General features: G+C 55.8%; 22 protein-coding genes. 13 read left to right on the top strand and 9 right to left on the bottom strand.

What is annotated here, in order from left to right:
- Positions 1-170: 170 nt before the first annotated feature.
- Positions 171-1,280 carry an adenosylhomocysteinase gene (locus ABLU96_RS28555; RefSeq protein WP_032720290.1) on the bottom strand — a complete coding sequence of 370 codons (1,110 nt, stop codon included), beginning with the start codon at positions 1,278-1,280 and terminating at the stop codon, positions 171-173.
- Between the two features lie 185 nt (positions 1,281-1,465).
- On the opposite strand from ABLU96_RS28555, the gene ABLU96_RS28550 reads away from it, so the two are divergent.
- From ABLU96_RS28550 to ABLU96_RS28525, 6 genes are all read left to right on the top strand, one after another.
- Positions 1,466-2,197, top strand: coding sequence for an HPP family protein (locus ABLU96_RS28550; protein ID WP_064404594.1), 732 nt, complete (start codon positions 1,466-1,468; stop codon positions 2,195-2,197).
- A gap of 380 nt (positions 2,198-2,577) precedes the next feature.
- Complete coding sequence (locus ABLU96_RS28545; protein ID WP_064404596.1) at positions 2,578-4,002, top strand: sugar porter family MFS transporter; 1,425 nt, start codon at positions 2,578-2,580, stop codon at positions 4,000-4,002.
- A gap of 21 nt (positions 4,003-4,023) precedes the next feature.
- Positions 4,024-5,034: a Gfo/Idh/MocA family oxidoreductase gene (locus ABLU96_RS28540; RefSeq protein ID WP_014230009.1), complete on the top strand. Its 1,011-nt coding sequence runs from the start codon at positions 4,024-4,026 to the stop codon at positions 5,032-5,034.
- A 23-nt stretch (positions 5,035-5,057) separates the two neighbouring features.
- On the top strand, positions 5,058-5,507 hold the full coding sequence (locus ABLU96_RS28535; protein ID WP_014230008.1) for a PTS sugar transporter subunit IIA: 450 nt from the start codon (positions 5,058-5,060) through the stop codon (positions 5,505-5,507).
- On the top strand, positions 5,504-6,445 hold the full coding sequence (locus tag ABLU96_RS28530; RefSeq protein WP_064404603.1) for a sugar phosphate isomerase/epimerase: 942 nt from the start codon (positions 5,504-5,506) through the stop codon (positions 6,443-6,445). Before ABLU96_RS28535 ends, ABLU96_RS28530 begins: the two co-directional genes overlap by 4 nt.
- Before the next feature lie 123 nt (positions 6,446-6,568).
- Positions 6,569-7,573: a LacI family DNA-binding transcriptional regulator gene (locus ABLU96_RS28525; protein ID WP_049069621.1), complete on the top strand. Its 1,005-nt coding sequence runs from the start codon at positions 6,569-6,571 to the stop codon at positions 7,571-7,573.
- Here ABLU96_RS28525 and ABLU96_RS28520 read toward each other — a convergent pair.
- A complete protein-coding gene (locus tag ABLU96_RS28520; RefSeq protein WP_064404605.1) occupies positions 7,570-7,959 on the bottom strand; it encodes a tautomerase family protein in 390 nt (129 codons plus the stop codon). The two genes, ABLU96_RS28525 and ABLU96_RS28520, sit on opposite strands and share 4 nt — an antisense overlap.
- 112 nt (positions 7,960-8,071) lie before the next feature.
- Here ABLU96_RS28520 and ABLU96_RS28515 point away from each other — a divergent pair, with 112 nt between their 5' ends.
- Complete coding sequence (locus ABLU96_RS28515; RefSeq protein WP_004852363.1) at positions 8,072-8,989, top strand: LysR family transcriptional regulator; 918 nt, start codon at positions 8,072-8,074, stop codon at positions 8,987-8,989.
- Here the strand turns inward: ABLU96_RS28515 and ABLU96_RS28510 are convergent.
- Both ABLU96_RS28510 and shiA read right to left on the bottom strand, forming a co-directional pair.
- The gene (locus ABLU96_RS28510; RefSeq protein ID WP_064404607.1) at positions 8,982-9,713 is read right to left on the bottom strand and encodes a hypothetical protein; all 732 of its coding nucleotides are present in this window, start codon (positions 9,711-9,713) and stop codon (positions 8,982-8,984) included. The two genes, ABLU96_RS28515 and ABLU96_RS28510, sit on opposite strands and share 8 nt — an antisense overlap.
- A gap of 18 nt (positions 9,714-9,731) precedes the next feature.
- Complete coding sequence (gene shiA / locus ABLU96_RS28505; RefSeq protein ID WP_004852360.1) at positions 9,732-11,057, bottom strand: shikimate transporter; 1,326 nt, start codon at positions 11,055-11,057, stop codon at positions 9,732-9,734.
- 303 nt (positions 11,058-11,360) lie between these two features.
- Between shiA and ABLU96_RS28500 the strand changes: the two genes are divergently transcribed.
- The 4 genes from ABLU96_RS28500 to ABLU96_RS28485 all read left to right on the top strand — a co-directional run bounded on the left by ABLU96_RS28500 (position 11,361) and on the right by ABLU96_RS28485 (position 14,672).
- Positions 11,361-11,858, top strand: a complete 498-nt coding sequence (locus ABLU96_RS28500) for a molybdopterin-dependent oxidoreductase (RefSeq protein ID WP_032693833.1) — start codon at positions 11,361-11,363, stop codon at positions 11,856-11,858.
- Between the two features lie 10 nt (positions 11,859-11,868).
- The gene (locus ABLU96_RS28495; RefSeq protein ID WP_025106060.1) at positions 11,869-13,794 is read left to right on the top strand and encodes an EAL domain-containing protein; all 1,926 of its coding nucleotides are present in this window, start codon (positions 11,869-11,871) and stop codon (positions 13,792-13,794) included.
- A gap of 205 nt (positions 13,795-13,999) precedes the next feature.
- A complete protein-coding gene (locus ABLU96_RS28490; protein ID WP_064404609.1) occupies positions 14,000-14,332 on the top strand; it encodes a DUF1971 domain-containing protein in 333 nt (110 codons plus the stop codon).
- A gap of 1 nt (position 14,333) precedes the next feature.
- On the top strand, positions 14,334-14,672 hold the full coding sequence (locus ABLU96_RS28485; protein WP_049079461.1) for a DUF1869 domain-containing protein: 339 nt from the start codon (positions 14,334-14,336) through the stop codon (positions 14,670-14,672).
- Between the two features lie 92 nt (positions 14,673-14,764).
- On the opposite strand, the gene ABLU96_RS28480 is transcribed toward ABLU96_RS28485, so the two are convergent.
- Positions 14,765-15,463, bottom strand: coding sequence for a GntR family transcriptional regulator (locus ABLU96_RS28480; protein ID WP_348863093.1), 699 nt, complete (start codon positions 15,461-15,463; stop codon positions 14,765-14,767).
- 259 nt (positions 15,464-15,722) lie between these two features.
- On the opposite strand from ABLU96_RS28480, the gene ABLU96_RS28475 reads away from it, so the two are divergent.
- Positions 15,723-17,255, top strand: coding sequence for a PTS transporter subunit EIIC (locus tag ABLU96_RS28475; RefSeq protein WP_064407238.1), 1,533 nt, complete (start codon positions 15,723-15,725; stop codon positions 17,253-17,255).
- 11 nt (positions 17,256-17,266) lie between these two features.
- Positions 17,267-18,595: a 6-phospho-alpha-glucosidase gene (locus ABLU96_RS28470; protein ID WP_014838902.1), complete on the top strand. Its 1,329-nt coding sequence runs from the start codon at positions 17,267-17,269 to the stop codon at positions 18,593-18,595.
- Here the strand turns inward: ABLU96_RS28470 and ABLU96_RS28465 are convergent.
- From ABLU96_RS28465 to ABLU96_RS28450, 4 genes are read right to left on the bottom strand one after another with little or no spacing between them, the layout of a single operon-like run.
- Positions 18,574-20,109 (bottom strand): EAL domain-containing protein, encoded by a 1,536-nt coding sequence (locus ABLU96_RS28465; protein ID WP_348863092.1) that lies wholly within the window; start codon positions 20,107-20,109, stop codon positions 18,574-18,576. The genes ABLU96_RS28470 and ABLU96_RS28465 overlap by 22 nt on opposite strands.
- Positions 20,096-21,001: a fimbrial protein gene (locus tag ABLU96_RS28460; protein ID WP_014229995.1), complete on the bottom strand. Its 906-nt coding sequence runs from the start codon at positions 20,999-21,001 to the stop codon at positions 20,096-20,098. Before ABLU96_RS28460 ends, ABLU96_RS28465 begins: the two co-directional genes overlap by 14 nt.
- A 17-nt stretch (positions 21,002-21,018) precedes the next feature.
- Positions 21,019-21,522 carry a fimbrial protein gene (locus tag ABLU96_RS28455; protein ID WP_025106063.1) on the bottom strand — a complete coding sequence of 168 codons (504 nt, stop codon included), beginning with the start codon at positions 21,520-21,522 and terminating at the stop codon, positions 21,019-21,021.
- A gap of 12 nt (positions 21,523-21,534) precedes the next feature.
- A complete protein-coding gene (locus ABLU96_RS28450) occupies positions 21,535-22,062 on the bottom strand; it encodes a fimbrial protein (RefSeq protein ID WP_064405715.1) in 528 nt (175 codons plus the stop codon).
- Positions 22,063-22,067 lie beyond the last annotated feature (5 nt).

The raw sequence follows: 22,067 nt of genomic DNA, 5'->3' as shown, positions 1-22,067 counted from the left end.
GACAAGGCGCAGCGCGCCGCCTGCGGGGAATGTGCCGGAGTGATGGATTGGCGTGGTTTCTTCCCGATGGCGCTGCGCTTAGCCGGGCTACAAGTCCACCGCTGTCTGCGGGCCGGTAGCCCGGACAGGCGCAGCGCGCCGCCTCCGGGAAAATTATTCAGCGCACGTGCTTACAGCGCTTTTTGCCATACGCTCTGTGGCAGGAGGTAAACGTCCGCCGGTGCCGTCATGCCGTCGGTCACGATATGCTGAATGCCGCTGGCCATTACCGCCAGGGTCACGTCAAAGGCGTTCAGGCTATCGCCAAAGCCCGCGGTCAGGTTGAGCATTGAACCGTTCGCCATCAGATAAACGGTTTTATCGCCCATCCGGTAAGCGTTGATATAGGGCATGACCTCTTCATGACGGAACTGGCGCAGGTACTCACAGTCAATCTCTTCCGCCACGTGACCCACGTTGAGAATAAACACCCCGTCTTTGGACTTATCCAGCGCCTGGCGGTTAACGACTTTTTTACCGCCGGTCGCCGTGGCCACCACGTCCGCGGAGGCAATCGCCTCCTGTAATTCAACGACGTGCCAGCCATCGTAGGCCGCCTGTAGTCTCCGCGCCGGGTCGATTTCCGCTACCATCACCTGGCCGCCGAAGGCCTTCGCCGCCGCCGCTACGCCCTGGCCAACCAGACCATAGCCGATGACCAGCACTTTTTTCTCATGCAGGGTCAGGTGGGTCGTCTGGAAAAAGGTGTGCCAGGCGGTCAGGCCGACCATATGACGGTTGTGCAGGCCCTCTTTTACCGGCAAATCATCCCAGTTAAAAATCGGGTATCCGGGGCGAATATCGCCCAGGCGGCTAACGCCAGAGCCGGTCGCCTCAAGGCCCGCGACGATATTGCCAAACTCCCCGCGCTGATGCAGTAGGGTGGTAATATCCGCGCCCATTTCGCACAGATGCGTCGGCTGCCAGGCAATCGCTTTTTCCCAGGATTGCTGCCACTCGGCGTCGCTCATATCCCGCCAGGCGCAGGCTTCCGCGCCGCGCTCCACCAGCCAGGCGACCACGTCATCCTGCACCGTCGTTGGGTTACAGGTGGTAAGAAAAACCTTCGCCCCTTTCTCCAGAATTCCCTGCACCAGGGGGATCATTTTCATATCGAGGTGCATACAGCAGGCGAGACGCACCTGGCTGAGATCCGGCAGGGCGGCGACCTGACGCAGGGTGCGCGGCATATTCTGACTGGCCCATGCGATCTCTTTCTCTAATTTTATCTTGTTATTCAACGTGTTTGACCTTCAATCCATAGAATGCTGATACCCAGAGGTGAGGGGATTTTAACGTAGCGCGCGCCGTTTTTACATTCACAAAATGAATGACGAAAAGCCACGACAAAGACATGGTTGTTAAAATAAGGTTAAAAAAAGAAAATGAAACATAAGTTCTTATTATGACGTAAGCGAGCTACACGATGTTAAGCGTTTTACCCGGATCGCTCTTTTCGCGGATCCGCATTTTCCTCGGTCGCCTCAAGCCGCACGCCCTGCCGGTTGCCAGAAAACATATTGTTCTGGCCTCTCTCGGCGCCGGGACGGGACTGGCGGTGACCAGCATGTTCAGCCACTGGCTGTTAGGCGAGGTCAATATCTGGTTTATCGCGCCAATGGGCGCATCGGCAGTGCTGCTGTTTGGCGTCCCGAGCAGTCCGCTGGCCCAGCCGTGGTCGATTGTCGGCGGCAACGTGCTCTCGGCGCTGATTGGCGTGACCGTGGGAATGGCGATCCCGAACCTGGCGCTGGCCTGCGGCGTGGCGGCGGGGCTGGCGATCGCCGGTATGTATTTCCTGCGCTGCCTGCATCCGCCGGGTGGGGCGGTGGCGTTAACGGCGATCCTCGGCGGGGCGGGGGTGCAGAGTGAAGGCTACCACTTTGTTCTGACGCCGGTATTGCTCAATTCCCTGATGCTGGCGCTGCTGGCCATCGTCTTCAACAACCTGGTGGGACGACGCTACCCGCACCCGCTGGCCGCGGAAGAGGTAAAGGCCAAAGCCGTACCGCTGGGCCTGTCGGTGACCCGCGATGATATTCATGCGGCCCTGCTGGACGGCCAGTTTCTCGATATCGATGAAGACGACGTGCAGGAGCTGCTGGAAAATATTGAACAAAAAGCCAGACAGCGTATCGCCGGCGCCCGGCAATCCTGATGAGCTTTTCGGCTCTCTGGGGAACGCGGATTAACCCACGTGTTCCCCTTTTTATTGCCTTCCTCCCCGGCCATTAGCCTGAACCAGGCATTTTTCTCCCCCCGAAAGCAACAAGCTCTGCGGATCGTGACTGCGATCGACAAAATTGGCCATTCAATGAGCAAAAAGTTGACGCCCTTAACGAAATGAATATTTCAAAATAACTTGTTATGGATTTTTTAATCCGGTGGAGTATAACAAGTTGTTAAATAATGCACCCGGGTGCAAAGAGGTGCAAATGTATTTCTGATGCCAGAACCTGCCGTATCTGGTTCGGCAATGTGATCTTTTTATTCATAAAAACAAAACGATAGAACGCTCATCCCTGACAGGACAACAAAATGACCGATCATGTGATAACTGAAAGTCGTAAAACAGATAATGATAAGAAAATCAGATTAATAACCCTCGTCTCAACCATCGGTGGACTGTGCTTTGGCTACGACACCGGGGTTATTTCCGGCGCGCTGATTTTCATGAAAAACGATCTTGGCCTCACTCCTCTGCAGGAAGGGCTGGTGACATCGTTTTTATTATTCGGCGCGGCAATCGGCTCTGTCGGCGGCGGCTGGCTATCCGACCGACAGGGACGGCGGAAAAATATTCTGTGGGTGGCGGTGATTTTTATCTTTGGCGCCCTCGGTACCGCCGTCGCCTGGGATATGTCGTCGATGATAATCGCCCGCTTTATTCTTGGCCTGGCGGTTGGCTGTGCGTCAGTGACGGTACCGATTTATATTTCAGAACTGGCGCGACCCGCGCAGCGTGAACGGCTGGTGACGGTCAACGAACTGATGATCGTCACCGGGCAGTTTCTCGCTTACTCCGTCAACGCTTCCATTGTCAATTTCTATCCCGACATGTCGCACAACTGGCGGCTGATGCTGGCCATTCCGGCGCTACCCGGCGCGCTGCTGTGGATTGGTATGCTGGTAATGCCGGAGTCTCCGCGCTTCTTCGTGCGTAAGGGGCAAATAGACAAAGCGGTTGCGGTGCTGAAAACGATTCGTCGGCCCGAAGAGGTGGAGCAGGAGATCCGCGATATCCAGCAGGTGAGCCAGATTGGCATCAATCATGGCCGATTTGTTGACGAGCTGAAGAGAAAATGGGTACTGCAGCTGATTTTGATCGGCCTGATGATTGTGCTGGCAACGCGCGTAACCGGCGTGAATACCATTATGTACTACGCGCCGACGGTGCTGAAAGCCACCGGACTTGGCGATGCGGCGGCGGTGACCGGCGCCGTGGCTAATGGCGTCGTCTCTATTCTGGCCACGCTACTGGGGATGCTGTTAATTGGCAGGTATTCCCGACGGAAAATGTTCTTTACCGGACAGATCGGCGTCACCCTTAGCCTGGTGTTGATTGGCCTCTCGTTCAAGCTCTTCTTCCATATGGAAACCGTCGATGGCGTCAGCGGCTTGCACGCCAACTTTACCGGTGCCAGCTACATCATTCTCGCCCTGATGCTGGTGTTCCTGACCTTTATGCAGGGTTGGATCGCACCGGTGTTCTGGCTGATGCTCGCGGAAATCTACCCGCTGCGGATGCGCGGTCTGGGAATGGGTTTTGCGGTATTCGGTTTATGGATATTTGACTTCATCATTCAGTCTATTTTCCCGATTTTACTCAACAGCTACGGCGGCGGAATGACCTTCGGCTTCTTCGCGGCTACCAACGTCATAATGCTGATTCTGCTGGTGAAGTTCCTGCCGGAAACCCGCGGGTTAACCCTCGAACAAATTGAACAAAAATTCAGATTCTGATTTAGCAACGTGGAGGAATATATGACAGTTAATATCGGTTTAATTGGTTTGGGTATGATTGGGCGCGACCATCTCCAGCGTTTCCAGACGGTTATCCAGAACGCCAGGGTCAGCGCCGTCTGCGATATCAATCGTAATGTGACCGACGCTATTGCCCGCGAATATGGCGCTCAGCCCTATTACGATGCAGTCGAGATGATTCAATCAGACGACGTGGATGCGATCTTTATTTGCTCTATTGGCCCGGTACATAAAGAACAAATTCTGGCGGCCATTAAAGCAGGTAAACCGGTGTTTTGCGAAAAGCCGCTAACCCCGACCGCCAATGAAGCCAAAGCGATTATTGATGCTGAAGTAGCCTACGGCAAACGTATGCTGCAGCTGGGCTTTATGCGCCGTTTCGACCCGGGGTACAACCAGCTAAAAGCCACTCTGGATAGCGGTGAACTGGGGGAAATATTGCTCATCCACTGCGCCCATCGCAACGCCTCCGTGCCGGAGAGCTACACCCTGGAGATGGCGATTAACGATTCGGCGACCCATGAAATCGATATTATCCGCTATCTGCTTAACGAAAATATCGTTTCGGTGCGCGTCGATAAACCGCAGAAGAAAACGCGCAGAGCCTGCGCGCATCTGCAGGATCCGTTGATTGTGATTTTTGAAACTGAATCCGGCGTACGTATTGATGATGAGCTGTTTGTTAACTGCGATTACGGCTACGACATTCGCTGTGAAGTGATTGGCGAAAATGCCATCAGCGCGTTGACCGAACAGGCACTTACCACCGTCCGTTCGGCGCAGGGTTATAGCCGCGCTATCCCCAAAACCTGTATGGAACGTTTCGCCACCGCCTACGATCGCGAGGTGCAGAATTTCGTTGACCGGGTAAACCTGGGGGCGGAGATGAGCGGGCCATCATCGTGGGACGGATTTGTCGTGGCGATGGTATGCGATGCCGGCCTGGCGTCGCTGAAGGATGGCGAAAAGCACGCCGTCTCTCTGCCGGAGTGTCCGGCGCTCTACCGCTGACCCATTAACGAAGGGAGAGGCGCATGTTAACTCTGAAACCAGAAGATATTTTTATTGGCTGTCGGGCGAATTCAAAGAAAAAGGCGCTGCGTATTGCCGCGGATTCCCTGCAGGCCAGCGGCTACGTCAGTGAGGGTTTTTTTGAATCAATGGTGGAGCGCGAAAAGGCGCTCTCTACCTGGCTCGGGGCGGGGGTCGCCATGCCCCACTGCAGCAAGGAGGGTATTGATCTGGTGCGGCAAACCGGTTTCCAGCTGCTTCAGTTTCCGGATGGCGTGGGCTGGGGGGAGGGTAAAGTGGCCTTCCTTGTGGTCGCCGTGGCGGCAAAAAACAATGAACACATTGATGTTATAGCGGATCTGGCAGACCTGCTTGATGACGAAGTGAAAACCACGCTGCTGGCCAGCGCCGACAGCAAAGACGCGTTTATGCAGATCCTCGAAGGACACTCATTTAAGAAGGATAGAATATGAAACTGGCACTCTGTACCGATGTTCTCGCCGGCCTGGCGTTCCCGGAAATGCTCGATCGCGTCAAGCACTACGGCATTGAGGGCGTGGAGATGACCGCAGGCGGCTGGTCGCCTTGTCCGCATGTTAAAACTGAAGAACTGCTGGCTTCTCCGGCAGCGCTGGCGGCGTTTCGCGGCGAGCTGGAAAAGCGCGGCATGGAGATCGTCGCGCTGAACTGTTCGGGTAACCCGCTGGCCCCTGGCGCCCTTGGCGAGAAGCACACCGCCAGCAGCTACCGTACCGTCGAACTGGCGGCGAAGCTGGGAGTGAAAAAGATTGTCATGATGAGCGGTCTGCCGGGCGGCGGGCCGGACGATAAAATCCCTAACTGGATCACCTCGACGGTTTCCTGGCCGGACTATATGCCAGGCGTGATCGATTACCAGTGGAACGAGGTTGCTATTCCCTGGTGGCAGGCTTTTACCCGCCATGCGGCTGAATACGGCATCGAACAGATTGCCCTCGAGGAATTCCCCAGCCAGCTGGTTTACAACCCGAGCACGCTGCTGCGCCTGCGTGAGGCGGTTGGCGACATCATCGGCATGAATCTCGATCCGTCGCATCTGATCGCCATGGGGGCAGACCCGATTGCCGCAGCCCGTAAGCTTGAAGGGGTGATTTATCACGTCCACGGCAAAGACGCGCGTATTGAACGCGGGCTGGCGGATGTCGACGGCTTACTGGAATACCAGCCGGTTACGCAGACCAAAACCCGCACCTGGAACTACGTGGCGGTTGGCTGTGGACAGGATTTGAAGTGGTGGAAAGAGTTCTTCTCGGTGCTGCGCATGACCGGATATAACGGTTATGTGTCGCTGGAGATGGAGGACCTGACGATGAGCGTTGAAGCAGGGCTACGGACGTCTATTGATGCCCTCAACGCCACATTAAGTCAGTGATAACGGGCCGCGTTTTCCCTCCGGGGGGCGGGAGAACGCGGCGCGTTTTTTGTTGAGCGGATTTTATCTTGCTGTATTTTACGTTCTATTGGATGTTTTTTATCAGGAACGTTAAAACCGAGTATGAGCGCCCCTAAACGACAAAAAGCGACCGCCAGCGACGTTGCGTTACTGGCTGGCGTCTCCAAATGGACGGTTTCCCGGGCATTTACCCCCGGGGCTTCTATCCAGCCCAAAACCCGGGAAGAGGTGATGAAAGCCGCTAATATTCTGGGATATCGACCAAATTTACTGGCGCGTAGCCTGACGCAAAAGAAAACGCATATTATCGGCGTGGCGGTAGACGAGCTGCGCAATCCCAATATGGTGCTACTGCTTAACGAAGTGACCCGCCAGCTGCAGAATCGCGGCTACATGGCGCTGGTGATTAACGTTACCGACGAAGAAAACACCCGCACGGCGATGGCGCTGGCTTACCAGCTCCAGGTTGATGGTATCTTGTTTATGGCCACGGTCCTGACGCCGGAACTCATCGCGATTGCCACTGAAATTCATCGCGTTCCGCTGGTGCAGATTGGCCGTAATACCGATCATCCGGAAATCCAGGTGGTCAATATTGACGGCTGGATTGCCGGAAAACAGCTTGCCGAACTGCTGCTGGCGCAGGGGCATCGCACTTTTGGCTATATGAAAGGGCCGGATACCGCCTCGCACCATTTAATGAGGATGGAAGGATACGAAGCGGCGCTGGAGCAGGCAGGTTGCCGGCTTGATACTCTGCTGGTTGCCGGACAGTATTTACGTACCCGGGGATATGCGGCGATGAGCGACTATCTGGACGCGACGTCCGCAGGCGAAAGAGTGGATGCCCTGTTCTGTGAAAACGATATTCTGGCGATAGGCGCGCTTCAGGCGCTGCGCGAGCGCGATTTAACGATGGGTATTGTCGGTTTCGATAATATCGATGAGGCGGCGGCGCCGGAATGGCAGCTTACTACCTACGATCAGCGGCGCGAGCGGCTGGTGGAAGAGGCGTTGAATCGGCTCATCGATGTAACTGAAGGGCCGTCGGCGACCTGGCGCACCGGGGAACCCATCGTGCGCCAGTCCCATCGCCGCCAGGGCTAAAGTTCGCCGGTGATGTACTGCGCCACGCCGCAGCCAAAACTCCAGTCCCCTTTGTGGTTGCTGATTACCGAGACCATCAGATCATCGCCGCTCAGCCCGCAGTGCTCCTGGAGCTCAGCCAGCAGGGTGGCATAAAAAAGCTGCTTCTGTTCTTCGCTGCGCGGGCTGGTATATACCCTCACCACCACCACGTCCCGGCTTCGCGTCAGCCCCAGCCCGGTATCTTCAATAATCATATGATGAGCTTTGTTTTCGTGAACAATCTGGTAGCGATCGCGCTCTGGCACCTTGAACGCCTGCACCACGGCGCGATGTGCCGCATCCAGCAGGGTTTTGATCTCGTTTTCGCTGCGTCCTTCAATGATATCAAACGTCAGTAATGGCATAGCAGATGGTCCTTATTGTCGGGTTACCTCAGTGAGAGAGATGCTAACCCGTGCTGAAGCCGGCAAAAACCGCTATATTTGAACTCATTGTTTTTATCTGTGAACAATTACTATGCGCGAGATCCGCCCGGAAATTTACTGGACCCACCTGTACTGGCTTACGGTGCTGGAGGAGCAAAAAAGCTATACCCGCGCCGCGGAAAAGCTGGCGGTCAGCAAATCCGCCATCAGCCAGAAAATCAGCGAGCTGGAGCGGGTTACCGGTAAGACGCTGGTGCACCGAACCACTCGCAGCGTGACCTTAAGCGAAGATGGTCTGCGGCTGGTGGCGGAGCTGAACGAGCCGTTTGGGCAGATTCGCGAGATCTTTACCGGCACCTGCGACGAGGAAGGCGGCCCCCTGCGCGGTACGCTGCGCCTGACCGCACCGGTCGCATTTTCACGTCAGCAGCTGGTCCCGGCCATCACCCCTTTTCTGCACCAGCATCCGCAGCTTCATCTCCAGCTGGAGGTGACCGACCGACTGGTGTCGCTCGCCAGCGAGGGGTTCGACCTTGCTATTCGCCACTGTCGCCGCGAGCTGCTGCCGGAGACCCACGTGGCCTGGCCGCTGTGCCGTACGGCTACCCTGGTGGTCGCCTCGGCGGACTATATTCGCCGCTTTGGCCGCCCCGATTCGCCTGACGCGTTGCGTCAGCATCAATGCCTCACCTACCCGCGCGGGCCGCAAAGCCCGCACTGGACCTTTGAGCGCGACGACGAGCGGGTGAGCGTGAAGGTGCAGGGGCCGTTTGCCACCAATAACAGCGAATCCCTGCGCGACGCGGTGCTGGCGGGGCTGGGCGTTGCCTTACTGCCGGATTTTAGCGCCAGGGAGGCGATTGGCCGCGGGCTGGTTCAGGAGCTGCTGCCGGGATGGCGGCCGGTGGATGCGTTTGCGGAAAGTCTGTACGTCATTCGCCCCTACACGCCGCGCGTATCGCGGGCGGTAGAGACGTTTAGCCGCTATCTGAAGGCGACCTTCAGCTGATATTTTCCAGCTGCTGCGTCAGCGCCTCGCGAAAGCGGGGCAGCAAATCGGCGCCTTCTGAAACCAGCTCCGCCAGGGTCACGGTTTTATCGGCGCGGTATTCCCGCCCGCTGCCAAGCCGGGCTTCGAAATCATTGGCCGCCCGGTGAGCCGCCGCCAGGTCGGCATCCAGCAATACCACCGCGTGCGCGAGAACCACATGGCCTCGACCTTCCGCCATCGGTCGCCAGTACTGGGCCGTGCCGGCTATTTTTCGCACCTCCTCGCCCTCGCCGCAGGCCAGATTATAGCGACCATCGCAAAATGAACCGCTAACCGCCCGGCAGTGGCTGGCCACGCCAAAGGTCGCCAGCGTGCGCTGCAACAGGCCGCAGAGGAAAAGATAAATCGGTTCTGCGGCTTCGCCCAGCGAGTGATAGACCGGCCAGGCCAGGCTGAGATTGACAATTCCCGGCCCCTGTGGCACCAGCCCGCCGCCGGAGCGGCGCTGCCAGACCGGCCATCCCTGGCCGGCGAACTGCTCGCTCACCGCCGGGAGTTCGGCAAATTTCCGGTAGCTTCCCGGCACCACAAACCCCTGCGGGGCCTGCCAGAGCTGAGCCACCGCCTCACCGTCGCCCGCCCGGGCAAACAGCGGCTGCTCGGCAAGGGTGGGATCGGCAAAGTAACCAACCGGTAGCTGTTGGTGGCTAAAGCGCAGCGGCCAGAAGGGTTCCTGAATCATGATTTCTCCTTATCGACGCTATTCGCCATGGCGGCTGGGTTTCATCAGCATCGCCGTAAGGGCGGAGAGCAGGCAGCCTGCGGTCAAGTAGATAGCGACGCTATGCCAGGCGCCGCCGGATAAGGTGACCAGGGCGGCGGCGATAAACGGCGTGAAACCGCCGCCGACAACGCTGGCAACCTGATACCCCACGCCGGCCCCGCTGTAGCGATAGCTGGCGCCAAACATTTCGGTAAACATCGGCTGCTGAACGCAAACCACCATATCGTGCGCAATATTTGCCAGCATAAGCGCGAAAAACAGGATCCAGAAGTATGACTGGCTTTCGAGCGCCATAAAGAACGGGAAGCCGCTGAGGGTGCCGATCAGCGCCCCAGTGATATAGACGCGGCGACGGCCAAAGCGGTCCGCCAGCCAGGCGAAGCAGGGGATCGTCAGGCAGCTGATGGCGCCGACAAGCAGGCCAATATTCAGAAACAGCTCGCGCGGCAGGCCGAGATTCTGCGTGGAATAGTTAAGCGCGAAGGCGGTGACGATATACATCGTCAGCAGCTCGCACAGGCGCAGGCCGATAATCATTAAGAACGCGCCCGGATGGCGGAACAGCGCTTCCACGACCGGCAGACGCTTTTTCTTCGGCTGCAGCTGCTGTTCGCGCTGCTGCTGTTCAAATTCGGCGGATTCCGCCATGCCGTTGCGGATCCAGAGCGCCGCCAGCACCAGCACGACGCTAAACAGGAACGGCAGACGCCAGCCCCAGCTGAGAAACTGTTCATCGGTGGTGCAGGAGCTTATCAGCGACACCAGCCCTGTAGAGAGCAGCAATCCGACGCCGTAGCCCACCTGCACGCCGCTGCTGTAGAACGCCTTCTTATTTTTCGGCGCGCTCTCTACCGCCAGCAGCGCCGCGCCGCCCCATTCGCCGCCCACCGCAAAGCCCTGGACGGCGCGCAGCAGGACCAGCAGAACCGGCGCCCACCAGCCAATCTGGTTGAAGGAGGGCAGCAGACCGATACAGGCGGTGGCGATCCCCATCATCCATACCGTCAGCATCAGCATGCGTTTGCGCCCGAGGCGATCGCCGAAATGGCCGAAGATAATGCCGCCCAACGGGCGGAAGAGGAAGCCGACGCCGAAGGTGGCAAAGGCGGCGAGGGTACCCATCGCCGGGCTGATTTGCGGGAAAAATTCCCGGTTAAATACCAGCGCGGCGGTGATGCCATAGAGAAGAAAGTCGTACCAGTCGACCACGGCCCCGGCGAAGCTGCCCCAGGCCGCTCTGCGGGCGCGGTTGAGTGAACATGCCTCCTTGCCGGGGCGCTGAGAAATTAACGTTGAGTCCATACCTGTCCTGTCTGTTGCTGAGTTTTTAATTATTGGAATGAGACGCTTTCCGAATTCGCGCCTGTCCTGAGACTACCGCGCAGAAGGGCATGTGAAAAGATTTTTACCTGCTCTGGGCGTTTAAAGGCATAAAGCGTTTGCTTCGCCGGGGGATGAACGCCCTTGTAGCCCGTTCAGAATGCGAGCTTAGGACTTCGCTTATTGTTTTTAATTTTAATTTTTGAACCCAACGGGGACACCTTTTAAGAAATGACTTAAATGGTTTACAATTAACAAGTCTCCAATTTCGGAAGGGTGAGTTAAATGCGTTTAATTTTTGCAGCTTTATTTTGTGTCATGGTTTCGCCTTCCGCTTTTGCAGAAAAACTGCCAGCGCCTGTCGGCAAACCCGTTTTAACTATTTCCGGCCTGATTGCTAATACGAATGAGGGCGATACCGCCGTTTTTGATGTCGCCGCATTAGAAAAGCTGGGGATGGAAACGCTGGTGACGACCACGCCATGGTATTCGGGCAAGGTCCGCTTTGACGGCATTTCCCTCAGTAAACTCATGGATTTAGTCGGCGCCAAAGGCAAGTCAGCCCGGGTGCTGGCGCTCAACGATTACACCACGATTGTCCCCCTGGACGACTTTCATAAATTTCCGGTAATTTTGGCTTTAAAAATGAACGGCGAATATATGCGCATTCGTGATAAAGGGCCCTTATTTATTGTTTATCCTTACGACAGTAGCCCGGAATTGCAGAATCAGATTTATTATTCCCGTTCGGCATGGCAGGTTTCGAAGATTATAATTGAGTAAGGGTTTGATCTTGAATCGAATACTCACTGCCATTATTTTGTCGCTCTTCATTGTGACCGGTTACATTACTTATCTGGTGCATGAGCGGCAAAGTGAGCTGCAAAAATTAACCCGTTATACTGATTCGTGGTCCGTTTCCCAGATAGTCTCCGAGTACATGCGCCTCGAGGCGCGACTCAGCGCGATGGGGCTGGGGGTGAAGGGAAGCGACCACGATGAGGTGCGCCTGCGTCTGGAAATTATGATGAGCCAGATTGCGCTGCTGCAGCAGGGTGATTTGGGAAAGTTTATCGGCAAAGATCCTCACCGTAAGGCGATAGTTAACAGCCTGATTGATCTTCTGGACCGGCTGGATAAGCAGCTGGACACCATGACGACAGCGCAGCTGAAGCTGATGCTGCAGGAGATGAGTACCCTGGACGGGCCGTTGACCTCACTCGCGTCCACCTCGCTCGCCCAGGATTTTAATCTGGTTAATCTGACCCACGATAAAATACAAAATCTCTATTACATCTATTCGGCGATTTCCATTCTGCTGATTGTTCTCTGTATCACGCTCGGGCTGTTGATGCTGAAGCAGAATAACACCCTGCGTCGCGCCCACGTGCGGATGAAATTACTGGCGACCGACCTGCAGGCCTCAAAAGAAAAGCTTCAGGTGCAGAATCGCCGTCTGCAGTACGATGCCTATCATGATTCGCTGACCGGGATGCCCAACCGTCTCTCTTTCTGGCAACGTCTGCAGGAGGTCGTCAATCAGGTGCGGCCCTATAACGGCTCGGCGGTCGTAATGCTGTTTGACCTGGATAATTTCAAGGACGTCAACGATACCCAGGGTCATGATGCCGGGGATAAGCTGCTGCAGGATTTGGCCAGCCGTCTCTCCTTTTTTCGCAAAACGTCAGAAACGCTCTACCGGCTGGGAGGGGACGAGTTTGCCCTGGTTTCCCATGATTTAACCGAAGAGATGGCGCTGGAGCGGGCGAAGGTGATCCGGGAAAAGATCAGCCAGCCGTATCAGATTTACGACTCGCTGATCCAGATTGGCGCCTGTATCGGGATTGTGATCTCTGACGGGGAAAGCCGTACCGACTATTTATACAAATGCGCCGACCTGGCGCTGTATGAAGCGAAAAAAGAGGGTTCCGGCAACGTTCAGGTATTCCGTCCCGGACTGCTTCAGCGCCAGCAGGAGAATAAATCCTTTGAAGATGACCTGATGCAGGCGCTGAACAAAGGTGAGTTCAGGGTTTACTACCAGCCGATAGCCGACACCATGAACGGTGAAATCTACGGCTACGAAGCGCTGGTGCGCTGGTTTCATCCGCTGCGCGGCAGCGTCCCGCCGACCGAATTTATTCCGGTAGCGGAAAAGATTGGCCTGATTAATCAGCTGGGCGAGTGGGTGCTGCGAACCGCCTGCGAAGCGGCCGCCAGCTGGTCGTCGCCGCTCAAAGTGTCGGTTAACGTGTCGCCGGTTCAGTTAATGAACAGTTCACTGACCGATACCGTGGTAACCATCTTAAGAACAACCGGGCTGGATCCGTATCGGCTGGATTTGGAAATTACCGAGTCTGACGTCTTTAACGAAAATACCCGTTCTCTCGAGATCCTGAGCCAGCTGCGCGAGCTCGGGGTGCAGATCTCCATTGATGATTTTGGCACCGGCTATTCTTCGCTATCGCGGCTAAGCTATTTCCCGTTCGATAAGATAAAAATCGACCGCTCTTTTGTGATTAACATTCCCGATCAGAAAGATGACCTCGATATCGTGCGGCTGATTATCAGCATGGGTAAAAGCCTGCATATGCGCATCGTGGCCGAGGGCGTCGAAACAGAAGAGCAGCTGGAGTCCTTACGCAAATTAGGCTGTGACCTGGTACAGGGGTATTTAATCGGTAAACCGGGACCGCTCAGTTCACCTGAAAATAAGTAATTTGCCTTTTAATATGGGCGGTTCTAGTTTATCTAAAATCGCCCATATTTATTTTTGAATAGATCTAATCCCTAATGAGTACAATAAGGGGTAGGAAAACGTATCGGTAAAAAATAATACCCGCAATGATTAAAAGGGGTATATCATATGCAACATATTTTCCCATTTTCGACCGTATATGTGGTGCGTTAAGAGAGGCGAAATCATGCAGCGAATCATTATTCCTACCCACTATGTGCATACCCGGAGCACGCCGCTGTGGACGAAGCGGACGGCGCCGGCCTCAATCTGGAAGCGGCATCTGGATGCCGGTACCCGGCAGGGCGTCTATCCGCGCCTGTCGGTGATGCGAGGGGCGATACGCTATCTCGGATATGCCGATGAAACCAGTGCGGAACCGGTGGAAACCCTGACCATTGCCGAAGGTGAATTTGGCGTTTTTCCGCCCGAAAAGTGGCACCGCATCGAGGCGTTAACCGAGGATACCGTATTTAACGTGGACTTTTACGTTGATCCTATAATTCTTATCGAGGGATAATATGAACAGTGAAAATAAAGGCTATGCGTTAGCGCTGATCAACGGGAATAATAAAGATAAAAAAGAAAAAGTGTATCTTAAGCCGATGGCCCTGTATGTCCCTGATATCGCCACCCAGGCCGTGGCTGAGCTTATTTCCACGCTGTCGGTGGAAAACGCCGGAGGAAAGGGATTTATATTGACGGTGACCAACAATAATAACGGCGTCTCGGTCGATAGCGAGTTTGCTTCTCTGGCTGAGCTGCAGGATCCGCAGACGGCGGCCGATGCGGTAAAAGATCTGATTAATATTGTCCGCGGCTACGAGTCCGACGAAGAGACTAACGTCTGCGGCTGGTAGTCGTTTGCCGACGCAGAATCGTCAGCTGTCGTCTATCGTCAGCTGACGCTGGACGGCTCTCGGTGGCCTGCGTCAGCCGTATCCCGCGGTATTTAGCGGCGCGTAATATGTTTAACATTGTATTTGTTGGTATTCTGGTAAATATCGGATAAATCAACAATGGTATTGTTATGGGCATAGCTGATCGACTGCACCCGTAGCAGCAGGCTGTTTTGTGGAACCTGTAAGAGCTCTGCTTGCTCCCGGGTGGCCAGAACCGGGGTATAGCTGCGGTGGCTCTCCAGGATGGTGATATTGCACTCTTTCTTGAAATAGTTAAATTTCGATCTTTCCAGATTTCCAACGCTTAGCCAGGGAAAAATCGCCACCGGTATATAGCTGTTCTCAATCAGAATAGGTACGTCGTCAATCATCCGAATGCGTCTGACGTAATAGACCTTCTCTCCCGGCTCAATTTTCAACTGTTGTGCGATAGCCAAAGGCGCATCAAGCATCGTGAACTCAATGACCTTATTGCGATAGTTGGTGACGCCGCCGATGCGCATCTGGTAGTTGAAGCCGTCAAGTTCCCCGCCGCGATAATTGCTCTTACGCGCCACGTATGAACCGCTGCCGTGGCGTTTGACGATCAGCTTCTCACTTTCCAGCAGCGTGAGCGCCTTGCGCAGGGTCATGACGGAGACCTGCAGCTCCCCGGCCAGCGCTTTTTCACTCGGTAGCGCATCTCCCACCTCGAATTCATCGCTATTGATGCGATTTTTTAGCCTGTCTGCGATTGTTTTATATATCACTTATAGATTTCTCGTGGTGTGTTCTGTCAGCGGATTATAATTTTATCTTTTTAATAATTAACGTATTTTTATCATTGCGGGGCGTTGTTTTGTCTCTGTCATCTATTTATCTGCTTTTACTTATATATCTGTTGCCGCAAGAGAGATATGACTTTCATCACAGATGACGATTTCACCGCTCTGAATTATGTCTGCCGGCGCATAGGCTGAAACGCATGTATCGGGCGCTGACGGCCGATGTGCGGGACAGGGGGTGAGGATGATCGGGGTAAAAAAATTACAGGATTTTTCGAAGGCCATGATTGGGCCGGTTTTGTATCTGCCGGTTATTGGTCTGCTGATTGCGTTGTTTAGTATGACAACCAATAAAATCTGGGTCGCGGAAGATAGCTCGCTTTATCTGCTGGGGAAATACGTTTCCAGCATGCTCTGGGCCATCATGAACAATCTTGGCTTCTTCTTTTGCCTCGGGCTGGCCAGCGGGCTGGCAAAAACCCGAAAAGCGGAAGCGGCTTTTGTTGCCGCAATGACCTGGTTTATGTACCTGGCGGCGAATAACAGTTGGCTAACCCTGACGCAGCGCCTGGCCGCCGGCAGCAGCAACGCGCAGCTCTACGGCAGCGGGCAAACCTTTATTTTTGGCTTCCAGGTCATTGATATGGGCGTGTTTCTTGGCATTATCCTTGGCTGCGCGGTCGCCTTTATTCACAACCGGTTTGTCGACATTGAGTTTCGCGGCGCCTTCTCTATCTACGGCAACAGCAAGCTGGTTCTGATCGTAATGATCCCGCTGGTCGGCGTGTTTGCCATCGCCACGGTGTACGTCTGGCCGATTGTTGAACACGGCATATCGGCGCTGACCGGGGTGATGAAAACCTTCGGCGCCGTCGGCGTTTTTCTGTACGGTTTTCTCAATCGTTTTCTTATCCCGACCGGGCTACACCACCTGATTTGGTCGCCCTTTGTCTTTACCTCCATTGGCGGACAGCTGTTGATTGATGGCCAGACGGTGGTGGGGGCAAAACCGATTTTCCTCGCTGAAATTGCCCATAGCGCCGGGCCGTTAAGCGACTCGGCGCGATTTCTCACCTACGGCATGGTGAAAATTTTCGGTACCGCCGGAATGGCCCTGGCCTTTTATACAACCGCCAGGCCGGAAAATAAGCAAAAGTTGAAAATCACGCTGATTCCTTTGATTGTGACTTCATTCCTGGTGGGGATCACCGAACCTTTTGAGTTTTTATTTATCTTTACCGCACCGTTGCTATGGCTGGTTTATTCATTACTGGACGGTTTTTTCCAGATGCTGGCGTGGCTGCTGGATGTGCGGGTCTGCGCCACCAACGGCATTATCGATTTTATTGTTTACAACATTCCGGCGGGAGCGCACCTCACGCGCTGGCCTGTGTTTGTCGCGCTGGGGTTAATGGAAACCGCGACGATGTTTTATATCGGTAAGTTTCTGATTCTGCGTTTCAAAATGCGTACACCGGGCCAGGATCAGCAGGGGGAGGGGGCTAACCAACCGGCAAGCGTAAGCGCGCCTGACAGGGCTTCCGGCGAGCAGGTCATTCTCGGCCTTGGCGGCAAAGAAAATGTCTGTTCGGTCGAGAACTGTTTTACGCGGCTTCGGGTTGACGTGCGGGACCCCGCATTAATTCAGGAACAGATTCTGAAGACCAGCGGCGGTACCAGCGTCATTATCAAAGGCAATCACGTTCAGGTTATTTATGGTTTAGGGGTTAATAAAATCCGTAATGCCGTGAATCGCTATTTAGATGTACATGAATAATGAGGTGGAAGATGAAAAATAAATTCGTTGTGACCATAGCCGGCGGCGGCAGTACGTATACCCCAGGGATTGTTATGATGCTGCTGGAAAATATGGACAGGTTTCCGTTAAGCGAAATTCGTCTCTATGATAATCATCACGATCGCCAGCGCGTGATTGGCGAAGCCTGTGCGATTCTGGTGGCTGAACATTATCCGCACGTTGCTTTTAGCTTCACCACTGACCCGCAGGAAGCCTTTACGGGCGTCGATTTCGTGATGGCGCATATTCGCGTCGGCCTCTATGAGATGCGCGAGAAAGACGAGAAAATTCCGCTTAAATATGGCGTGATTGGCCAGGAAACCTGCGGCCCGGGCGGTATCGCTTATGGTATGCGCTCTATCGCCGGCGTCCTTGAGCTGGTTGACTACATGGAAACGTATTCGCCGGGCGCGTGGATGCTCAACTATTCCAATCCGGCGGCGATCGTAGCCGAGGCCACGCGTCGACTACGCCCGACGGCCAAAATTATTAATATCTGCGATATGCCGGTGGCTATTGAAGGGTTATTCGCCGATATTCTCGGGCTGAAATCGCGTAAAGAGATGAACGTCCGTTATTTTGGCCTCAACCATTTCGGCTGGTGGACCAGCATTACCGATAAGGCCGGCAACGATTTAATGCCGGCGTTAAAAAACCACGTTGCCGAGCTGGGCTATTGCAGTCCGAAAGAGGATTTTCAGCATAAAGCGCCGAGCTGGATTGAGACCTTCAAAAAGGTGAAGGACGTTTTTGCGCTGGATACCGATACGTTACCCAATACTTATCTGAAGTACTATTTTTATGCCGACTATGAGGTTGCCCATTCAGACCCTGACTTTACTCGCGCCAATGAAGTGATGGCGGGGAGAGAGAAGGAGGTGTTTGATATGGCCAGAGAGATCGTCGCCCGGCAAAGTGCCAAAGAGGCGCATTTCCATGCCGGGGCGCATGCGACCTTTATTGTCGACCTCGCCTGCGCCATCGCCTTTAACACCCAGGAGAGAATGCTGCTGATTGTGGAAAACAACGGCGCTATCGCGAATTTTGACGATACCGCGATGGTTGAAGTGCCTTGCCTGGTGGGCGTTAATGGCCCCGAGCCGCTGGCGATGGGTAAGATCCCGCTGTTTCAAAAGGGGATGATGGAGCAGCAGGTGGCGGTTGAAAAACTGGTGGTCGATGCCTGGGTTGAAGGAAGCTATCAGAAGCTCTGGCAGGCGATGACCCTGTCCAAAACGGTACCCAGCGCTTCGGTCGCAAAAGCTATCCTTGATGAACTGATCGTCGCCAACCGTGGCTACTGGCCGGAGCTGCGCTGAAGTGTCGCCAATGCCCGATGTTTTCCATCGGGCGTTACCGGTACCGCGATGGCGGAGCGATGCTCCGCCTCGCCCGAAAGCGGCTGAAGAAGCTCCGCCACGTTCTCCCTGCCAACCGGCGCCGAGAGGTAGTTGCCCTGAAAGCGGTCGACTCCCAGCGCCTGCAGTTTGTTGAATTTCTCCAGGCTATCTACGCCTTCGGCAATACAGCGGCTGCCGGTCAGCTGGCAGTAGAAGATAAGGCTTCTGATCAGCGCCAGCGCGTGCGGATCGTGCTGCATATCGTTGACGATGCTCATATCCAGCTTGTAAGCGCTGAATCTCATCGTGCGCACCGGAAACATTACGCTGCTTTGCGAGAAGCAGTCATCAAGCATGATAGGGAAGCCGCGCTTTTGCAGCCGGGCGATATTTTCGGCGATTTTGCCGTGACCGTTGAGGTCGGTATTTTCAGCAAACTCCAGCACCAGCCTCTGCGACCTGTGCGGCTGACGCAGCTGCTGGCGCGCGGTTTCCATCATGCGAAGCAGGTTCTCGTTACCGGCGACGGCGGCGGGAATATTCACGGCGAAATAACACTCGCCGGAATGCTGATTAATATTCTGCACCGCTTCCTGAAGGACAAACGCGGTGAGCACCAGCCAGGCATATTCCGAGCGTATTTGCGGTAAAAAATCGCCGGCAGCCAGCACGCTGCCGTTTCGGTTCCAGCGGGAGAGGATCTCCATTCCCTTTACCTGATGGTGTTCATCGGTAATGGGCTGAAATACCGGAAAAATCTGGCGGCTGTGGATCGCATGCACAAGTTCACGCTCGAAAGCGGAAAGGGCGGCGATGCTCTCGCTTTTCTGGTCTCTTATCTGACTGCCGGGAAAGCGGGCGGCCATTTCAGGGTGGTGTTCCACCATTTTTTTTAATCCTGCGGTTCTTTGATTGTAGAGCGTCTTGTGGCTGATGCCGCGGCGTTGAGCCTGAGCGCTGGCGCGGTAGCCGCAGAGTAAACCGAGGATAGCGTCCAGCTCCGGCCGGGTGATCCCGGCGGGGCGCTTGCCGAGCGCTCGCGTTTCATCCTCTGCCAGCTGCTCAAGAGAGGGGTATTCTTCGAGCACGGCGTCGCGCAGCAGCGCCGCCAGGCAGGGAACCGGCAAATCGGAAGCGGCGGCCCGTACGGCGGTAAGCAAACGCCGGTCTGCGACCTGATGCACCAGGGTGGGCCACAGCCAGCTTGCCGGGCTGCGGCTCAGGAACAGCATGGACAGCGGCGTGGGGGACCGCGCCAGCAGCGCGGCGGCCCGCTTCAGGGTTGCCAGTAGCCCGGCGGGGCCTTCCGGGAGAAACACCACCACGCGGCGAACGCCGGCAGGCAGGGGCGGCGTCTCCGGGGGCAGCACAACGGGCCTGGCTCCTCCCTTCGCTATTATCCCGCTCAGCCCCTCGGCAGCCAGCGAACAGGGCGACAGGATAGCGACGAGCGGCTGCCTGCCGCCGGGGGGCGGGAGATTATTCGTAAACAAAAGTCACTCCGATAATCGACTGCACGTTACCCGCGGTCACCTGCCCGCTGGTGCGCGCGTAGTTGGCGGTTAATCCGAGGCTGACCGCCGAGGTGCCTACGTTGCCTAACGACACCGTACTGTTGGCGGGTACGACGCTACCGTTGCGCGTCAGCTGAACGCCCACCCCCTGGGCAGGGGACGCTGAGGCGGTATTGGTAAATATCGAGTTGCCCGCGTTCTCCGTGGTGCCGGAGAGGTAATAGCCGAGATTCTGGTTTTGCGCGCAGTAAACCGTCAGCGGAATGGCGGCGGATGCGGGATATTCCGGCAGCGTCACCGTCACATCGCGAGCAGAAACGTCGCAGCCGCCGGTTGGCACCACGACGTTATTGTTGGCGTAAATGTTCCACACAAACTGGAAGTCGTCGTTATCCTTGTTGTTGGTCTGACGCAGGATCAGGACCGCGATCAACGACCCGGCGGAAATGGCGACGCCGCCTGCGCTACTGACGGGCGTCAGATAGAGGACGGTAGGCCAGGGGCTATCAACAATGGAGCTATAGGTCATACGCGCCGTTTCGCTGGTGGTTGGAAACGGGTAGCTGATGCCGTTATACCTGACGGTGCCGGAAAAGCTCGACAGCACCCCGCCGTAGGCCGAGCCGCGCTGCAGCGTTACGTAGTCGATCATGGAATCCGGAAAGTCGTTATGACAGAAAATCTGCGTCGAGAGATCCACCACCAGGTTCTGCCCGACGCTGACCGCCGGCGCGAGGTTCACGTAAACATTCGCCGATCCGCCGCCGATGGGGATTGTCACCCCGGCGGCGGTTTTACAGGCGAACGACCAGGCGTTAAGCGACCAGCCCGCCAGCAGCAGCGTTAACAGCAGGGTGATTATCTTTTTCATTACTCTGTTCTCCTGGCTCAGGCGTAGGTATAGGTGACGTTAATCACCGCCTGAATAGTTCCTTGCGTCGCACCGCCGTTGACCGTCAGCGCTCTGACCTGTAGCGGGAAGCTGGCGGACTGGGTGGCGTCGTCGACCTGTACCTCTTTTCTCGCGCCGGTGTTCAGCGTGGTGCCGCCCTCATCCTGCAGCTCAAGCTGGATGTTGCCGGCGGTACCCTGGTTCTTGTAATAGCCGGTGGCGTCCGCCGTACCGCTGAAGCTGGCGGTGACCCGCGACGTGCCGACCGGGCAGTTGCTCAGGGTGAGCGCCACGCTGTGCCAGGGCGAAGCGGCGCCGGCGGAGACCAGGCTAAAGGTATAGAGATCGCCGAGATCGACGGTGGCGTTAACGGTGGAAACGGTACAGGGTTTGGCCACCACTTTGCCGTTAACGGTAATGGTGACGTCGGCGGCCTGTAGCGTCGGGGAGGACGCCGCCAGCATCGCGGCCAGCAGCCATCCGGAATAGGTCGGGTTCATCAGCGCCTCCGGTTACTGAAATTCAAGCGTGAATGTTGCGGTTGCATTAACGTGTCCGGCGGTCACCGGTACCCGGGTGGCCATCAGCCGGGCGTAAAAGTTCAGCGTGTTGGTCTGGCCGGGGGTCAGCGTGGTCCAGGGGATCGCTGACGATGCGGCATTGAGCGGCAGCGCCGTCTGCTGCGCGTCAAGGATCTGCACGCCCATCCCTGCCGCCGCTGAGGCGCCGCCGTCGAGCTGTAGCAGGTCGGTATTGATGCTGTCGGCAACGCCAACAAAGCCGACCTTCACCGTGGTAACCGAGCTGCCGCAGGGCGACAGCACGATACGAAACGGCACCAGCGGCGTGGTCGCCCCAACCGCATGGAACTGCTTCGCGGCGTTATCCATCAGGTCGACGGTAAAATCTTTCGACTCGCCCGCCACGGCGCAGGCGTTATCCCGAACGTAGCCGCTGATGGTGATGGTGCTGTCCGCCGCGCTGGCATTGTTGACCGCCAGCGATACGAGGGCGCTCAGCAGATACAGGGTTTTTCTCATCATGG

It is taken from the genome of Klebsiella sp. CN_Kp106 (assembly GCF_040064575.1).
GTDB lineage: Bacteria > Pseudomonadota > Gammaproteobacteria > Enterobacterales > Enterobacteriaceae > Klebsiella > Klebsiella michiganensis.
This window is presented reverse-complemented; position numbering and strand designations above follow the sequence as displayed.

Excerpts from the sequence above, each read along its gene's own strand:
- ABLU96_RS28550 (WP_064404594.1), top strand. The coding sequence starts at position 1,466 with ATGTTAAGCGTTTTACCCGGATCGCTCTTTTCGCGGATCCGCATTTTC.
- ABLU96_RS28545 (WP_064404596.1), top strand. The coding sequence starts at position 2,578 with ATGACCGATCATGTGATAACTGAAAGTCGTAAAACAGATAATGATAAG.
- ABLU96_RS28540 (WP_014230009.1), top strand. The coding sequence starts at position 4,024 with ATGACAGTTAATATCGGTTTAATTGGTTTGGGTATGATTGGGCGCGAC.
- ABLU96_RS28535 (WP_014230008.1), top strand. The coding sequence starts at position 5,058 with ATGTTAACTCTGAAACCAGAAGATATTTTTATTGGCTGTCGGGCGAAT.
- ABLU96_RS28530 (WP_064404603.1), top strand. The coding sequence starts at position 5,504 with ATGAAACTGGCACTCTGTACCGATGTTCTCGCCGGCCTGGCGTTCCCG.
- ABLU96_RS28525 (WP_049069621.1), top strand. The coding sequence starts at position 6,569 with ATGAGCGCCCCTAAACGACAAAAAGCGACCGCCAGCGACGTTGCGTTA.
- ABLU96_RS28520 (WP_064404605.1), bottom strand. The coding sequence starts at position 7,959 with ATGCCATTACTGACGTTTGATATCATTGAAGGACGCAGCGAAAACGAG.
- ABLU96_RS28515 (WP_004852363.1), top strand. The coding sequence starts at position 8,072 with ATGCGCGAGATCCGCCCGGAAATTTACTGGACCCACCTGTACTGGCTT.
- ABLU96_RS28510 (WP_064404607.1), bottom strand. The coding sequence starts at position 9,713 with ATGATTCAGGAACCCTTCTGGCCGCTGCGCTTTAGCCACCAACAGCTA.
- shiA (WP_004852360.1), bottom strand. The coding sequence starts at position 11,057 with ATGGACTCAACGTTAATTTCTCAGCGCCCCGGCAAGGAGGCATGTTCA.
- ABLU96_RS28500 (WP_032693833.1), top strand. The coding sequence starts at position 11,361 with ATGCGTTTAATTTTTGCAGCTTTATTTTGTGTCATGGTTTCGCCTTCC.
- ABLU96_RS28490 (WP_064404609.1), top strand. The coding sequence starts at position 14,000 with ATGCAGCGAATCATTATTCCTACCCACTATGTGCATACCCGGAGCACG.
- ABLU96_RS28485 (WP_049079461.1), top strand. The coding sequence starts at position 14,334 with ATGAACAGTGAAAATAAAGGCTATGCGTTAGCGCTGATCAACGGGAAT.
- ABLU96_RS28475 (WP_064407238.1), top strand. The coding sequence starts at position 15,723 with ATGATCGGGGTAAAAAAATTACAGGATTTTTCGAAGGCCATGATTGGG.
- ABLU96_RS28470 (WP_014838902.1), top strand. The coding sequence starts at position 17,267 with ATGAAAAATAAATTCGTTGTGACCATAGCCGGCGGCGGCAGTACGTAT.
- ABLU96_RS28460 (WP_014229995.1), bottom strand. The coding sequence starts at position 21,001 with ATGAAAAAGATAATCACCCTGCTGTTAACGCTGCTGCTGGCGGGCTGG.
- ABLU96_RS28455 (WP_025106063.1), bottom strand. The coding sequence starts at position 21,522 with ATGAACCCGACCTATTCCGGATGGCTGCTGGCCGCGATGCTGGCGGCG.
- ABLU96_RS28450 (WP_064405715.1), bottom strand. The coding sequence starts at position 22,062 with ATGAGAAAAACCCTGTATCTGCTGAGCGCCCTCGTATCGCTGGCGGTC.